This is a genomic window from Bradyrhizobium sp. CSA207, assembly GCF_029051685.1.
In the GTDB taxonomy this organism is placed as follows: Bacteria; Pseudomonadota; Alphaproteobacteria; order Rhizobiales; family Xanthobacteraceae; genus Bradyrhizobium.
This window is the reverse complement of the sequence record NZ_JAACFT010000007.1, coordinates 30967-45464: the sequence shown is the minus strand read 5'-3', so window position 1 is coordinate 45464 and position 14498 is coordinate 30967. Positions and strand designations below refer to the sequence as shown.

The following is a 14498-nucleotide window of genomic DNA, read 5'->3' as shown; positions in this document are numbered from 1 at the left end:
TAGCTGCAGCTAGCGAGAGGCAGCACGATCGAGAATTGTCCACTTGGCGCCAAGAGCGGCACTCAACAGCCGAATTGGTCCCCGACCTCTTCGCAGGTCAGGAACGAGACACCGTCAAGATCGCGCAGCCATGATAGCAGCCCGTCCAAGGCCGCGATGCGGCTCGCCCGCGCGCTGCCGTAGTCGCTGCGCGGATGCAGCGTCAGCGTGATCAGGCAGCGCTCGCGATGCATCGCCTCGATCTCCTCGCGCCACATCTTCATGACGCGGTCATGCGTCTGGCGCTGGCCGTAGAGAGTCGCGTCGATCAGGATCTCCGCATGCGGCACCTCGACCATGCCGCGGCCGCCATCGGCATCGAGCCGGTAGGGATGATCGTCGTCCTGGAAGCTCGAATCATAGCGATAGCTGAGGTCCACGAGATGACTGAGCGTGCGTTCCGAAAGACGGCCGTGCGGCGCCCGAAAACCGCGCGGCGCTCGTCCCACGATCCGCGCCAGCGTCGCATGCGTGCGCTCCAGCAGCGCCCGCTCGTCGATGCCTGCCGCGTCCATCTCCTCCATCGCCCAGCCGTGCGCGGCGATCTCATGCCCACGGCCGGCGAGCGCAGCGACATAGGCGGGATTGGCCTCCGCTTCCGCGCCGGGAACGAACACCGTGGACTTGATACCGTGGCGATCGAGCAATCCGAACAGCCGCTCGCAGCCGACCGCATAGGCGTATTTCCCGTAGGAGGCGCGGCCGAACAAGGCGTCCTCGCCGAGCTGGGTTAGCTCGACTGTCTTGCCCTGAAGGTTGACGGTCACGACAACTGGAATCATCGGCTTGCTCATTGTCCGCTCCAGTCCCGTCGCCAGTCGGACGGATGCTTCAGGCACCATTCCGCCAACTCCAGCATGCCGACGAAGCGCACGCCTTCGTGGCGCTTGGCGTAGTTGATGAGCCCTTCGACCGCCGCGACGCGCGCGGGCGAACCGGAGCCATAGCCGACGCGCGGATGGAAGGTCAGGTTGTAATAACCGCCCTCGGCGTAGATGGCGTCGAACTCCTGCTTCCAGTGTGTCAGAACTTCCGACGGCGGCGTATAGCTGACGCGGTAGAACGGAAAGTCGTCGAGGCTCGAGGTGTTGTTGGGCAGGCAAACATAGTCGCTCCGCTTCTCACCGTCATAGCGCGCGAGATACGGCAGGTCGAAATCCTTGTCGCTGGAATCGTAGACATAGCCGAGCTCGCGGAGCTTGCGCAGCGTCCGCGCGGTCTTGTGCCCGGACGGCGAGCGCCATCCTCTCGGCGCGACGCCGGTGATCTTCGTCAGCAGACGGTGCGTCCGCTCCAGCAGCTCCGGCTCGGCATCGCCGGGATCCACACCCTCGTGAAAATAGCCGTGCGAGCCGATCTCGATGCCGGAACGCGAGATGTCGCGGACGAGATCGGGGCTCTCCTCGGCGTCGTAGCCGGAGACATAGAACGTCCAGGGCACGTTGTGTCGCGTAAACATGTCGACGAAGCGCGGGATGCCGCATTTGGCGGAGTAGCGGCCATGCGAGCGGGCGCCGAGCGGTAATTGCCCGCGGCCACGCTCCAGCGAGGTGCCGTCGAAATCGAGCGTGAGACCGACGACGCAGCGCGCACCGTCCGGCCAGGCGTGTTGCCTGCGCTGGGCAAGAGAGATCATCTGACAACCTCGACATTCCAGAAGCGGGGTTTCCGGCCGGCCCATGGCGCATAGCCGCGCACCGCGGGCGAGACCGCGGAAACGTTGACGCTGGAGCTCCACACGATCATCGGCGCGTCATCGACGAACAGCTTGTGGAGCGCGTCGAACAGCGGCTGACGCACCTCGGGCGTGGACGTTTCCATCAGCTTCCCGAGCAGCTCGATTGCATCAGCGTTGCCCCAGACGCGATCCGGCTGCGCGGTCTTGTCGCCGATGAAGCGATCGAGGCCGAAGGCGGGGTCTAGATAGGGTGTGTAGTTCCATACCATCAGCTGATAGTCGCCCTTGTTGTAGCGGCTGAGCTGGGTCGCGAACTCGACGACCTCCACGGTGAGATTGAGGCCGGCCTGCTGCGCCATCGCCTGTGCCAGCACGGCGACGTCGTTCATGACGGGAAAGCGCGAATTGGTGGTGATCCTGATCGGCTCGCCCTTGTAGCCGGCTTCAGTCAGCAGCTTTTTCGCACGCGTGATGTCGAGACTGTAACCCCCCTGCTCGGTCGCGCCGTAGTAGCGGCTCGAAAGCGGAACCAGCGAGGTGCTGGGCTTGGCATATCCGTCCGTCAGGCTGTCGCTCATGCTGGCATAATCGAGCGAGGCCGCAATCGCCGCGCGGATGCGCTTGTCCTTCAGCAGCGGATCATTGGTCTGCATCACGATCGCATTGAGCGAGGCGACCGGTGCCGACGCGATCACGAGCCCGGCCGATTTCAGTTCGCCCGCGAATTTCGGATCGGCCGAGGGCCAGAGATCGAGGTTGCCGGATTGGATCGCAGCCTTCGCCGCCGCCGGATCTGGCACGATCGACAGCCTGACACGGTCAATCTTGGCAAGCTTGGCTCCGGCGAGCCCATCCGTCGGCTCGCTACGCGCGGCATAGGCCTCGTTGCGGGCCAGCTCGATGAACTGGCCACGCCGCCATTCGGCGAGCTTGAACGGACCCGTGCCGATCGCCTTCTGCCAGGTACCGTCGGCGCCCACCGAATCCGGATGCGCGATGCCGATGCCATCGCAATCGGCCCGCGCCATCGTGCTGAGGAAGGCGCCGCTCGGCTCGGCCAGCCGGAAGACGACCTGCGCCGGAGACGGTGCCGTGATCTCGATGATCCTGATTTTGCGGGTGCCGTCGAAATTGGTCCGGCACGGCCAGCCGGATTTCGGATCGAGGAAGCGCTCCCAGGTCCACGCCACCTCGCGCGAGGTCAACGGCGCGCCGTTGTGGAAGGTCACGTCCTCGCGCAGCGTGAAGGTGTAGGTGCGCCCATCCGCCGAGGTCTCGATCGCCTTCGCCAGCATCGGGGCAACGGTGCCGTCGCTGCGCCAGGCGACGAGGCCTTCGTAGATCTGCTGAAGCACGAGACCGGTGTTGTCGTCAGGACTGTTGCCCGGCATCAGGCCGCGAATGTCGGTCGTGACCATGCTGCGCAGTACGCTCTCGGCGCGAGCCGCGAATGGCGACACAAGCATCAGACACAACGCAACGGCAAACCGATTCATACGCAAATCCTGTTCAGCCCGAGGCACGCTCCGCCGCGGCACCCGCGAAGTCCAGCGCAGGCGCGGCCGCGAGCAGCGCCTTGGTGTATTCATGCTGGGGGTGATCGAAGACGTCGTCACGCAAGCCCCGCTCGACGATTTTGCCGTCCTGCATCACCACGACGCGGTCGGCGACCTGCTCGACGGCGGCAAGGTCGTGGCTGATGAACAGGCAGGCAAAGCCGTATTGTGCCTGGAGCCGTTCCAACAGTTTAAGCACCTGCGCCTGGATGGTCATGTCGAGCGCAGAAACCGGCTCGTCGGCGACGACGAAGGCCGGCTGGCGCACGATGGCACGCGCGATCGCGATTCGCTGACGCTGACCGCCGGACAATTCGTGCGGCCAGCGCTTGCCGAGACCGGCAAGCCCGACCTCGTCGAGCATCGCCTCCACCCGCCTGTCACGCTCGCTGGTCGCTAAGTTCGTCACATGACGCAGCGGCTCGGCGACGATCTCGCCGACGCGCATGCGCGGGTCGAGCGAGGAGTAAGGATCCTGGAAGACGAGTTGCGAGGCAAGACGGAAGTCGCGATCGAAGGTCGCCGTCACGTCCCTGCCCCGGAATCTGATCTCACCGCCCGACGTCGGGATCAGCCGCAGCATGGCGCGGCCAAGCGTGGTCTTGCCCGAGCCAGAGCCGCCGACCACAGCCACCGTTTCGCCCGCGGCGATCTCGAGATCGACACCGTTGACGGCGGAGACGCCGGTATCTCGGCGAAATAATCGCTGCCGCCCGGCGAAGCCGACCTTGAGGCCGCGCACGCTGACGAGAGGCTCGCCGCCCTGTCGCGCCTTGGTCGTGGCGCCGCGGCGCGGCAAGGCCTCGACCAGACGTTTGGTATAGGCCTCGCGCGGCGAGAACAGGATTTGCTGGCTCGTGCCGGTCTCGACCATCTTGCCCTGGCGCAGCACCAGCGCGCGCTGTGCATAGCGCGACACCAAGCCAAGATTGTGGGTGATCAGCATCACCGATGTGCCGTGGTCGCGGGCGAGCCCGACCATCAAATCAAGCACCTCGCGCTGGGTCAGCGTATCCAACGCCGTCGTCGGCTCGTCCGCGATCAGCAACTTCGGCTTCAGCAGCATCACCGACGCCAGCATGATGCGCTGGCGCATGCCGCCGGAGAATTCATGCGGATAGGCGTCAAAGGTCCGCTCGGGATCGCGGATCTGCACCCGCGCGAGCATGTCGAGGCAGCGGCGCTTGATCTCACGCTTGCCAAGCCGCTCGTGCAGGCCGAGCCCCTCCGCCATCTGGGCACCGACGCTGATGGCGGGATTGAGCGAGACCATCGGCTCCTGGAACACCATGCCGACAACAGGCCCGCGCAGCGCCCGCATCTGGCGCGCAGAGACATTTGCGAGATCGACGCCATCGAGCACGATGCGCCCGCCGGCCTTGCGCAGCCCCGGCGGCAGCAGGCCGAGCACGGCGCGCGCAGCCGCCGTCTTGCCGCTGCCGGATTCGCCGACGACGGCGAGGAACTCGCCGCGATCGACGGCGAAGGAGATGTCCTCCACAACCACGGCCTTGCTGGCGGACGCTTCGATACGCAGATTTTCGACCGACAGCAGCGTCATCCGTGCGCCATCCTGGGGTCGAGGCGATCGCGCAAGGAATCGCCGAGCAGATTGATGCCGAGCAGCGTCAGCGCAATGCAGAGGCCCGGCGCGATCGAGAGCCACGCCGCCGTCTCCATGAACGGCCGGCTCGCCGCCAGCATGTTGCCCCAGGTCGGCGCCGGCGGCGGCACGCCGAGGCCGAGGAAGCTCAGCGCGCTCTCGGCCAGCAGCACCCAGCCGAACATGCTGGTCGCGAGCACCGCGACCGGCGCGATCGCATTCGGCATCACGTGGCGGATCATCGAATAGGCTTCGGAGTTGCCGATGACACGCGAGGCCTCGACATACTCCTTCTCGCGGATCGACAGCACGGTGCCGCGCACCACGCGGACGACCGACGGGATGTAGGCGAGACCGAGTGCCAGAATGAGCCCAACCTTGTTGGTGCCGACCACGATCATCACGGCCAGCGCCAGCAGGATGCCGGGGAAAGCGAGCAGCGCATCGTTGACCGCCATGATGATGCGGTCGGCCCAGCCGCGGATGTAACCGGCCGTGCAGCCGACCACCATGCCCGCCGCAACGGCCAGAAGCACCGTAACCAAAGCGATGACCACGCTGGCGCCTGCGCCCACCATGATGCGGCTCAGCACGTCGCGGCCGAATTCATCCGTGCCGAGCCAATGCAGAGATGACGGCGCCTGAAGGCGGGCGCGCAGATTGATGCGGAGCGGATCGAACGGCGTCCAGAAGGCTCCGGTGAGGGCCGCGCCGAGCAAGAGCGCCATCAAGGCGCCGCCGATCGCGGTGTTGGCGCGTATCCTCATGCCACCGTCACCCTGGGATCGAATAGCGGATAGCAGAGGTCGACGATCAAGTTCACCACGACATAGATGACGGCCGTAAACAACAGACAGCCCTGCACCACCGGATAGTCACGCGCAAAGATGGAATCGACCAGAAGGCGGCCGAGGCCGGGCAGCGTGAACACGGTCTCGATCACGGCGATGCCGCCGAGGAGATGGCCGAGCACGAGGCCGATCAGCGTCCAGGTCGGCGCGAATGCGTTGGGCAGGACGTGCCGGGCGAGCACGCGCCATTCCGGCACGCCCTTGGCGCGCGCATGCGTGACATATTCGAGCCTGAGCACCTCGATCGAGGCGGCACGTGCCATGCGCGTGAGCACGCCGATCTCGACCATCGTCAGCGTCACGATCGGCAGCACGATGAAGGTTGCCGCCTGCCAGAAATTTTCCGTAAAGGGCACATAGCCGATCACCGGCAGCCATTTCAGCTTGAGCCCGAACAGCAGCAACAGCAGGAGCCCGAGCCAGAAGCTCGGGATCGACAACAGCAGCGTGGCGCCGCCGACGACGGAGAGATCGAGCAGGCTGTTCTGTCTCCAGGCCGCGACGAGGCCAGCCGGGACGGCGATCGAGGCGGCCGCAGCAACCGCCACCAGCACGATGACGGCGCTGACCTGAAAGCGGTCGATGATCAGCGGCAACACCGCGAGATTATTGGTGATGGAGTGCCCGAAATCGCCGGTCGCAAGCTTTGCGATCCAGTGCATGAACTGGACGGGGATCGGCTGGTCGAGGCCAAGCTGGGCGCGGAGCTGCGCCGCCTGCGCGGGATCGGCGGCATCGCCCAGCATCACCTGCACGGGATCTCCGGGGATGAGCCGGACCAGCGCAAACACCCCGATCGCGACCAGCAGCAAGGTCGGGACCGTCATGGCCAGCCGTCTTGCGAGGTAACCCAACATGGCGCGCCCTTGCCTACTGAACCGTGACGCCCCAGAACCGCGGCTCTGGATAAAGCCAGCCGGCATAGCCCTTGATGCTCTTGCGCAGCGCCGTCAGCTCGGCGCCGTTGAACAGCGCGATCATCGGCACGTCGGCGATGAAGCGCTTGTGCATCTCGTCGAACAGCGCCTGCCGCTTCGCGGCATCGCCGATCGTCATCGACTGGCGCAGCATCTCCTGCCCGTCCGGATTGTCCCAGACCTTGCGCGGCTGCGTCGCCTTCGGCCCGGTCAGCATCTCGAAACTGAGGGAGGGATCGAGCCGCGCCGAATAGACGAAGGCCATCGACTGGTAGTCACCGCGGTTGTAGCGGTCGAGCTGCGCCGCCCAGTCCATCACCTCGAGCTCGATATTGATCCCGACGGTCTGCGCCATGGCCTGCACCAGCACGGAGGAATCGAACACGAAGCTGTAACGCTTGTTGGTGATCATCTTGATCGGCTGGCCGCGATAGCCGGCCTCCAGCAGCAGCTTCTTGGCCTCCGCGATGTTCTGCACGTAGCCGTGCGACTGCGCCTCGCTGTAGAAGGGGCTGCCGAGCGGCAACGCGGAATTGTTCGCCCGCGCCGTGCCCATCATCACGGCATCGACGATCTGCGCGGTATCGATGGACAGCGCAATGGCGCGGCGGATCCGCACATCCTTCAGCAGCGGGTCTTTTGTCTGGAACAGGATGCCGGTGAGACCGAGCGCAGGCGTGATACTGAGCTGCACCTCGGGGCGCGACTTGAGCTCTTCGAGATCCGGAATCGACAGGCTCATGATGACGTCGAGCGAACCGCTGAGCAGCCCCGCCTTCGCAGCCGAGCTGTCCGGGATCACGTTGAAGCGCACGCGATCGACCTTGACGTCCTTGGCGCCGGTGTAACCGGTACGCAGCTCGCTGCGGGAGACATAGCCGTCGAAGCGGACGATATCCACATACTGTCCCCGCTTCCACTCGCCGAGCTTGAATGGGCCGGTGCCGATCGGGGCGATCCACTTGCCGTCAGGGCCGACGGAATCGCGGTGAATGATTGCGGTCTGGCCGCAATCGGGCCGCGCCAGCGTCGGGAGAAACAAGGCGGACGGCTGGTCGAGCGTAATTGCGACGGTCTGCGCATCAGGCGCCTCGATCTTCTCGATGCGCGCAATACCGGTGGCGCTGAATTCGGAGAGGCAGCGCCATTGCGCCGCCGGGTCGAGCCAGCGCTTCAGCGACCAAACCACGTCATCCGCGGTCATGGTGGCACCGTTGTGGAACTTGACGCCTTGCCTCAGGTGGAACGTGTAGGTTTTGCCTTCGTTCGAAACCGCCCAGCTCTCGGCCAGCATCGGGCCAATCGAGGTATCTTCGCGGAAGGCGACCAGCCCTTCGACGATATGGGCAACCACCGCATCCGTGTTGGCGTCGCGATTGGTGCCGGGATCGGTCGAGCGGATGTCGGCGTTGAGCCGTGTCCGCAATAAGGTCTCGGCGCCGGCCTTCTCCAGCATCGCCAGCAGGGCCAATGCGGCCAGACCAAGCGCCCATGCCGCCGATGGCCGACGCCGGCGCATCACGCCGCCCCCGCCGCAGCCGACCGCTCGAACGCGGCACGTCCGATCTCGTCGATCTCGAGCCGGTAGGTCGTGAACTCGCGATTGAGCGCCGGCAGCGGCGCCACCTGCATCAGTCCGCTCGCCGGCTCCATCAGGATCATCGCGACGGTGGCGCTGAGATTGTTGCTGAGATTACGGCGCGGCGGGCGACACACCGACCAGGGATAGGCGAACTCGTCGAACAGTGCGCTCTTGACCGTGTCGAAGGTGATGCTGCCGATGTGCGGCTGGAGCAGATCGCGAACGCGGATGTCGCGGTAAAGGCTGTCCGGCGTATTGAAGATGCCGCTGTCCTTGAGCTTGCCGAGCGCGACGGGGCTGACGAAATGATTGGCGTGAACCAGCAGACCGTTCTGCGGGTGCACCTGGAAGGTCTCGTCGGGGGCACACTCGAAGTCAATCGCGACGCCCTCGCGATGGCTGACGATCATGTTGTTGGCCGCCGACTTCTTGGTGCAATAGACCGCGCGCATCGCGAGCGCAAGGTGCTCGTTCTCCAGAACCTTGCGGCGGATCAACGCGAGCGGCACGCCGACCTGGCGATAGTCCCGATCGCTCTCGAGATAGTTGGCCGTGATAGCGATGCCCACGGAATTGAAGCCGCAGCGGCCGAGCGCACCCGCCTCGGTGAAGGTCATGACGTCAGGGCCGTCGTCGCGCCGCACCTTCAGCACCACAGCCGTCTCCGCGCATTCGCGCTTCCAGTCCCAGTTCTGGGCATGGATCAGGCGACCGCTGCCGGCCGCCTGCGGCAGCACGACGACGCCGGTGCAGCCATCCGGGTCCTCCGGCGTCTTCCGCCGCGCGCGGATCGCCGGGTTGGCAAGCTTGATGATCTCGGTGCGGGCGTTGATCAGGACGACATCCTCGAACGGGACATCGGCGCCCTCGGCGATGCCGCGCATCTCCTCGATGTAGGTCGGATCGAACGACTCGATGACGGGCAGATAGTCCCGCACCAGTTCAGCCACACCCTTCGCATCGAGCGAGAGCTCCCGCAGCTGCTCGAAGTAGTGCGATGTCCCCTTCTTGATGCGGCTCACAGCCTTCTGCCCATATTGACGTCCACGCTCGCGCGGCGGACCGGAGATCTCGATCAGGGGAAAGGGTTCGACCATGGGACGCAAAGTTCCTTTTGCTTTCCCAGGGAGCCTAATGTACTTTGTGATGACATGAAACAAAAATCTTCAGCCTCAAAGTCTGCCTTGGAAAAGACGCCCCCAAGCCGGCTTCAGCGCGAATTGTCCGCCGGGATCATCGACCTGATCCGGAGCGAGGGGCTTGCGCCCGGAACCCGTCTTGCCGAAGTCGCGCTCGCCGAGCGCCTTCAGGTGTCGCGCACGCCGGTACGCGCCGCGCTGAAGCTTTTGGCGCGGCGCAAGCTCGTGCACGCCGGCGCAAGCCGCGGCTATTTCGTCACCGACATCGCTCCTGCCCTGCACAAGGCGCCATCAAAGCCGAGCCCAGACGATACCGACCGGCTGTTCCTCGCGATCGCGCGCGATCGCCGCGCCGGCCGGCTGCCCGACGAGGTGTCCGAGCGCGACCTGATGCAGCGCTACGATGCGACGCGCCCAATCGTGCAGCGCGTCCTCACCAAGCTTGCCGAAGTTGCCGCGGTCCAGCGCAAGCCGGGGCACGGTTGGCGCTTCCAGCCGACGCTCGCTGATACGCAGGCGCGCGACGAAAGCTATCGCTACCGCCTGCTGATCGAGCCGGCCGGCCTGCTAGAGCCCGGCTTCCAGCTCGATCCGGCATGGGCCGCGGAGATGCGCCGCCGTCACCAGGAGATGCTGGCGATGCCGTGGAGCGACACGGCCAGCATCGCCCTCTACGAGATGAACGCGGCCTTTCACGAAGGCCTCGCAGCCGCATCAGGCAACCGCTATCTGCTGGTCGCGGTTCAGCAGCAGAACCGCCTGCGGCGCTTCGGCAACTACGACTGGACCTTCGGCCATGAGCGCGTGATCGTGAACTGCCGCGAGCATCTCGCCATCCTCGACCAGCTCGAAGCCGGCCAGAACGAGGCTGCTGCTGCGCTGCTGCGCCGGCATCTCGAAGGCGCCTCCAGGCTCAAGCGCAACCCGGCCAATTCCAACGCCTCATCGAAGACCACCTGACGATTTGCAAGAGTTGCCATGACCATGAATGCGTTCGCCTCGACCAACCGCCCCCTTACCGCCGAGGCCATGGAGCCCTTCTGGCTGCCGATGACGCCGAACCGGCAATTCAAGTCGAAGCCGCGCATCTTCGTCGGCGCCGAAGGCATGCATTACATAACCGATGACAACAGGCGCATTCTCGACGGAATGGCGGGGCTGTGGTGCGTGAACGCGGGACACGCGCAGCGGCGCATCGTCGAGGCGATCCAGACGCAGGCGGCGAAGCTCGACTTCGTCTCATCGTTCCAGATGAGCCATCCGGCCGCGTTCGAGCTCGCCCGCCGCATCACCGAGATCGCGCCCGATGGCCTCGACCACGTCTTCTTCACCAACTCCGGCTCGGAATCGGTCGACACCGCGCTGAAGATCGCGCGCGGCTATCACCGCGCCCGCGGCGAGGCCAGCCGCATCCGCTTCATCTCCCGCGCGAAGGCCTATCACGGCATGGGCTGGGGCGGCCTGTCGGTCAGCGGCATTGTCCGCCATCGCAGGGATTTCGGTCCGCTGCTCCCGGAGGTCGATCACCTCCCGCATACGCATGATCCGGAGCACGCGGCGTTCTCCCGCGGGCAACCGCAATGGGGCGCGCATCTCGCCGACGAGCTTGCAAAGCTGCTGCAGGTGCACGATCCCTCGACGATTGCCGCCGTCATCGTCGAGCCCGTGACCGGCTCCGGCGGCGTGTTGCCACCCCCGATCGGCTATCTCGAGCGGCTGCGCCAGATCTGCGACCAGCACGGCATCCTCCTGATCTTCGACGAAGTGATCACGGGCTTCGGACGCCTCGGCGCGGCCTTTGGTGCGAACGCCTTCGGTGTTACGCCCGACCTCATTACCTGCGCTAAAGGCATGACCAACGCTGCCGTGCCGATGGGCGGCGTCATCGTCAGCGGCAAGGTCTATGACGCGCTGATGCAGGGGCCGGACAATACGATCGAGCTGTTCCACGGCTACACCTATTCGGCCCATCCGCTCGCTTGCGCGGCAGGCCTTGCTGCGCTCGACGTGTACCAGGATCTCGGCTTGTTCGAACGTGCGCGTCGCATCGCGCCGCTCTGGGAAGACGCCGCACATGCACTCAAGGGCGCGCCCCATGTCGCGGACATCCGCAACATCGGTCTGCTGGCCGCAATCGACCTGAAGTCGCGCGACGGGGCGACGGGCGCGCGCGGTGCGGAATGCGCCAACCGCTGCTATGATGACGACATCCTGATCCGCAGCAGCGGCGACACGCTGCTGATCTCTCCGCCCTTGATCATCACGGAAGACCAGATCGAAGCGATCTTTTCCGCCATCCGACGCGCTCTGATCGCGATCGACTGACGGTCGATTTCGGCAGTACTCAGCGTTGGTACGCGTGATCGCGGCGGCCTTCTGCACCGGAAGGGGACCGCTCATCGTCTCATCTCAAGCTCGATGTTCAGCTCGTCCCAGAGCGGATTCCAATGTTGGTTGTCATAGGATTTTTCTTGATCTTCCGGTGCACAGGTCGTGCACACGCCGGCATCTAACCAACTAAAAAACTTAACCTCTCGCTCCAATCCATCATGGGCAAATTTGAGCTAGCGAGGTTCAACGCGAGGCAAACGCCGATACGTTCCTACAACTGCACCCCACGTGTAAGTGCGCCGTCGACGACGAGATTTGTGCCCGTGATGAAGCTGGCCGCGCGGCTGGCGAGAAACACCACGGCGTTGGCCATTTCCTGCGGCGTTCCCATCCGCCCCGTCGGATTGAGCGCCAGCGCCGTCTTATAGAGCTCGGGATTGTTGTCCTTGATCATGTTCCAGACCCCGCCGTCGAAATAGGTATTGCCTGGGGAGACCGAGTTGGCGCGAATGCCTTTTCCCGCGAGCTGATTGGCTAGTCCCTGCGTGTAGTGGATGATCGCCGCTTTGAAGGTGCCGTAGGGACCCGCTGCGAAATCGACCTCGCGCCCTGAGACGCTAGAAATGGTGACAATCGCGCCGGCGGCACTCTTCTCTAGATAGGGCATGGCCGCATTCACTAGCCGAACCGTACCCATCATGTCGGTCGAAAATTCCTTCTCCCAGCTTTCGTCGTCCTGCCCGATGGCAAGCGCGCTGACATTGGCGACGACGATATCGATGCCGCCGAGCTTTGCCGCCATATCCCCGATCCAGGCCTTCAACACGGCCGCGTCAGCAACGTCGACGGCGCCGCCATAGGCCGCGACGCCCTTGGTCTTGAGTGCGGCGACCGTGCTCTCGACCTCAGCCAGATTGCGGGAGCATACCCCGACATCGGCACCTTCAGTGGCGAATGTCTCGGCGATCGCGCGGCCGATTCCCTTGGTGCTTCCCGTGACGAGTACCTTGGCTCCCTTGAGTCCCAGATCCATGGCCAAATTCCTTTTCTTGGCTCAGTAGTTGGTCGCAGCCGCCTTGACCAATCCACGATAGCTGTGCGGCATGCGCATCGACACCAGATCCTTTCGCCGCACCACGTTGGTCGGATAGATGCTGTCGAGATTGGTGGTGTCGACCAGCGCGGTTGCAAGGCCCGTGCCGCTGGCCGCGATCGCCTCCCGGCGCGGAAAGGAGAACGTGTCAGGACCGAACACGCCGCTCAGCCCGGGATAGCCACGCTCGGGATCGACGATATTGGCGAAGGCGAAGAACAGGTTGTTTTCGCCGGCGCGAACGCGGAAATGATGCCAGTGATGCGGATCCGGGCCGGTCGGAATCGGCTTTGACTGCAACACCTCAGTTCCGGCATGCGACGAACTGAAGCGTCCCTTGATCGCGGCGGCACACGCGATGAGATCGCAGCCGCGCAGCGCCAGCACCCGGCCCGCTTCTGGGAAAGACGCATCGTGACCGATCAACAGCCCAATACGGCCGATCGGCGTGTCGACGACGGTCCAGCCGTCACCGGCGGTGGCCCAGCTTCGCTCGTCGGCCGCCAGATGCGTCTTGCGATAGACGAAGATGCTTCCATCGGGCGCGACCAGGCAAGCGCTGTTGTAGACCAGATCGTCGTTGCGCTCGGCGAGGCCGCAGACGAGATAGACGCCAAGCTCCCCCGCAAGCTCGCCGAGGCTAGCAGTCGCCGGCCCCGGTATCGGCTGTGCCGACTTCGCGGGATCGGTCAGGCCTGTCACAGCCAGCTCCGGAAAGACGACAAGCTCCGCCCCCTCTGCTTTTGCCGCGCGCGCGTACGCCTCGATCTCCTTCAAATTTTGAGCGGCGTCATCACCAGGTGCAAATTGCGCAACGCTGACCCAAGACGTTTTTCCGGCCGGCCACGGCTCGTGGCCGTAGAGGCCGAAGAAGTCGCGCGGATTCCAGCTGAAGGTGTCGGTGAGCAGTTCCGGATAGAGTTCCGGCCGTCGCTGCGCGAACACGGTCTCGCCGAGCACGCGGCGCGCGCGTGCGGCATCGAGATCGATCTCCGACAACAGCACCCCATCGCCCTTGTCGAGCACGGCCGTGATCTGCCCGTCCGGTGCGATCACGCAGCTGCCGCCGCTGAACTGCACCGTGCGTTCCAGCCCCCATCGATTGCTCTCGATGACGTAGCAGCCGTTCTCGAAGGCCCGGCTGATCCAGTACGGCGCCGGCGTGCGCTCTGCCAGCCAGTTCGAGATGTGGCAGATAACGTCCGCGCCGCCCAGCGCCATCAGCCGTGCGGTTTCCACGAAATGGATGTCCATGCAGATCAGCAGCGCGATTCGCCCGATCGGCGTCTCGAACACCTGATTGTGCAGGTCGCCCGCCGCCGCCCATTTCGGCTCCGAGATATACGGATGCGTCTTGCGGTGACGGCCGACGATGCCGTCGGGCCCGATCAGTACCGCCGAGTTGAAGTAGATGCCGTCCTCGTCGACCTCCGGCATGCCGACCACGATGTAGCAGCCGTGCCTGCGCGCCAGCGCCGCAAAGCGATTCGTGGTCGGGCCCGGGATCGTCTCGACGAAAGGGGCGACCTCGGCGCGGTCGAACCAGCAATAGCCGGTCGTTCCCATTTCCGGCGTGACGATGAGCTTGGCACCGGCCGCCGCCGCCTGCTCGCAGAGTTCGAGCAGGCGCGCGATGTTGCGCTCCTTCTCGAACATGGTCGGCTCGAACTGGACGGCGGCGACCTTGTGGATGGTGGACATGATCCGGC

Annotated in this window: 12 protein-coding genes; 2 read left to right on the top strand and 10 right to left on the bottom strand. The window is 64.9% G+C overall.

The genetic code is table 11. The annotated features are described in order from the left end of the window. Positions 1–62 precede the first annotated feature (62 nt). From GWG65_RS09460 to GWG65_RS09425, 8 genes are read right to left on the bottom strand one after another with little or no spacing between them, the layout of a single operon-like run. Positions 63–833, bottom strand: coding sequence for a polysaccharide deacetylase family protein (locus GWG65_RS09460; protein ID WP_275195216.1), 771 nt, complete (start codon positions 831–833; stop codon positions 63–65). After that, positions 830–1675 carry a polysaccharide deacetylase family protein gene (locus GWG65_RS09455; RefSeq protein ID WP_275195214.1) on the bottom strand — a complete coding sequence of 282 codons (846 nt, stop codon included), beginning with the start codon at positions 1673–1675 and terminating at the stop codon, positions 830–832. The genes GWG65_RS09460 and GWG65_RS09455 overlap by 4 nt, the downstream gene beginning before the upstream one ends. Next, positions 1672–3213 carry an ABC transporter substrate-binding protein gene (locus tag GWG65_RS09450; protein ID WP_275195213.1) on the bottom strand — a complete coding sequence of 514 codons (1542 nt, stop codon included), beginning with the start codon at positions 3211–3213 and terminating at the stop codon, positions 1672–1674. Before GWG65_RS09450 ends, GWG65_RS09455 begins: the two co-directional genes overlap by 4 nt. A 13-nt stretch (positions 3214–3226) precedes the next feature. Further along, on the bottom strand, positions 3227–4834 hold the full coding sequence (locus tag GWG65_RS09445) for an ABC transporter ATP-binding protein (protein ID WP_275195212.1): 1608 nt from the start codon (positions 4832–4834) through the stop codon (positions 3227–3229). Beyond that, a complete protein-coding gene (locus GWG65_RS09440; RefSeq protein ID WP_275195210.1) occupies positions 4831–5643 on the bottom strand; it encodes an ABC transporter permease in 813 nt (270 codons plus the stop codon). The genes GWG65_RS09445 and GWG65_RS09440 overlap by 4 nt, the downstream gene beginning before the upstream one ends. Then, on the bottom strand, positions 5640–6584 hold the full coding sequence (locus GWG65_RS09435; RefSeq protein ID WP_275195208.1) for an ABC transporter permease: 945 nt from the start codon (positions 6582–6584) through the stop codon (positions 5640–5642). The genes GWG65_RS09440 and GWG65_RS09435 overlap by 4 nt, the downstream gene beginning before the upstream one ends. Before the next feature lie 13 nt (positions 6585–6597). Continuing rightward, a complete protein-coding gene (locus GWG65_RS09430; protein ID WP_275195206.1) occupies positions 6598–8163 on the bottom strand; it encodes an ABC transporter substrate-binding protein in 1566 nt (521 codons plus the stop codon). After that, on the bottom strand, positions 8163–9323 hold the full coding sequence (locus GWG65_RS09425) for a C45 family peptidase (RefSeq protein WP_275195205.1): 1161 nt from the start codon (positions 9321–9323) through the stop codon (positions 8163–8165). Before GWG65_RS09425 ends, GWG65_RS09430 begins: the two co-directional genes overlap by 1 nt. A gap of 87 nt (positions 9324–9410) precedes the next feature. On the opposite strand from GWG65_RS09425, the gene GWG65_RS09420 reads away from it, so the two are divergent. Then, on the top strand, positions 9411–10325 hold the full coding sequence (locus GWG65_RS09420; RefSeq protein WP_275195204.1) for a GntR family transcriptional regulator: 915 nt from the start codon (positions 9411–9413) through the stop codon (positions 10323–10325). An 18-nt stretch (positions 10326–10343) separates the two neighbouring features. Beyond that, positions 10344–11690: an aspartate aminotransferase family protein gene (locus tag GWG65_RS09415; protein ID WP_275195202.1), complete on the top strand. Its 1347-nt coding sequence runs from the start codon at positions 10344–10346 to the stop codon at positions 11688–11690. 277 nt (positions 11691–11967) lie between these two features. Here GWG65_RS09415 and GWG65_RS09410 read toward each other — a convergent pair whose 3' ends face one another. Further along, positions 11968–12729: an SDR family NAD(P)-dependent oxidoreductase gene (locus GWG65_RS09410; RefSeq protein ID WP_275195201.1), complete on the bottom strand. Its 762-nt coding sequence runs from the start codon at positions 12727–12729 to the stop codon at positions 11968–11970. 21 nt (positions 12730–12750) lie between these two features. Further along, the gene (locus tag GWG65_RS09405; RefSeq protein ID WP_275195200.1) at positions 12751–14490 is read right to left on the bottom strand and encodes a nitrilase-related carbon-nitrogen hydrolase; all 1740 of its coding nucleotides are present in this window, start codon (positions 14488–14490) and stop codon (positions 12751–12753) included. Positions 14491–14498: the final 8 nt, after the last annotated feature.

What these genes read in the sequence shown, in the direction of transcription:
- GWG65_RS09460 (WP_275195216.1), bottom strand. Translation starts at nt 833, where the DNA reads ATGAGCAAGCCGATGATTCCAGTTGTCGTGACCGTCAACCTTCAGGGC.
- GWG65_RS09455 (WP_275195214.1), bottom strand. Translation starts at nt 1,675, where the DNA reads ATGATCTCTCTTGCCCAGCGCAGGCAACACGCCTGGCCGGACGGTGCG.
- GWG65_RS09450 (WP_275195213.1), bottom strand. Translation starts at nt 3,213, where the DNA reads ATGAATCGGTTTGCCGTTGCGTTGTGTCTGATGCTTGTGTCGCCATTC.
- GWG65_RS09445 (WP_275195212.1), bottom strand. Translation starts at nt 4,834, where the DNA reads ATGACGCTGCTGTCGGTCGAAAATCTGCGTATCGAAGCGTCCGCCAGC.
- GWG65_RS09440 (WP_275195210.1), bottom strand. Translation starts at nt 5,643, where the DNA reads ATGAGGATACGCGCCAACACCGCGATCGGCGGCGCCTTGATGGCGCTC.
- GWG65_RS09435 (WP_275195208.1), bottom strand. Translation starts at nt 6,584, where the DNA reads ATGTTGGGTTACCTCGCAAGACGGCTGGCCATGACGGTCCCGACCTTG.
- GWG65_RS09430 (WP_275195206.1), bottom strand. Translation starts at nt 8,163, where the DNA reads ATGCGCCGGCGTCGGCCATCGGCGGCATGGGCGCTTGGTCTGGCCGCA.
- GWG65_RS09425 (WP_275195205.1), bottom strand. Translation starts at nt 9,323, where the DNA reads ATGGTCGAACCCTTTCCCCTGATCGAGATCTCCGGTCCGCCGCGCGAG.
- GWG65_RS09415 (WP_275195202.1), top strand. Translation starts at nt 10,344, where the DNA reads ATGACCATGAATGCGTTCGCCTCGACCAACCGCCCCCTTACCGCCGAG.
- GWG65_RS09410 (WP_275195201.1), bottom strand. Translation starts at nt 12,729, where the DNA reads ATGGATCTGGGACTCAAGGGAGCCAAGGTACTCGTCACGGGAAGCACC.
- GWG65_RS09405 (WP_275195200.1), bottom strand. Translation starts at nt 14,490, where the DNA reads ATGTCCACCATCCACAAGGTCGCCGCCGTCCAGTTCGAGCCGACCATG.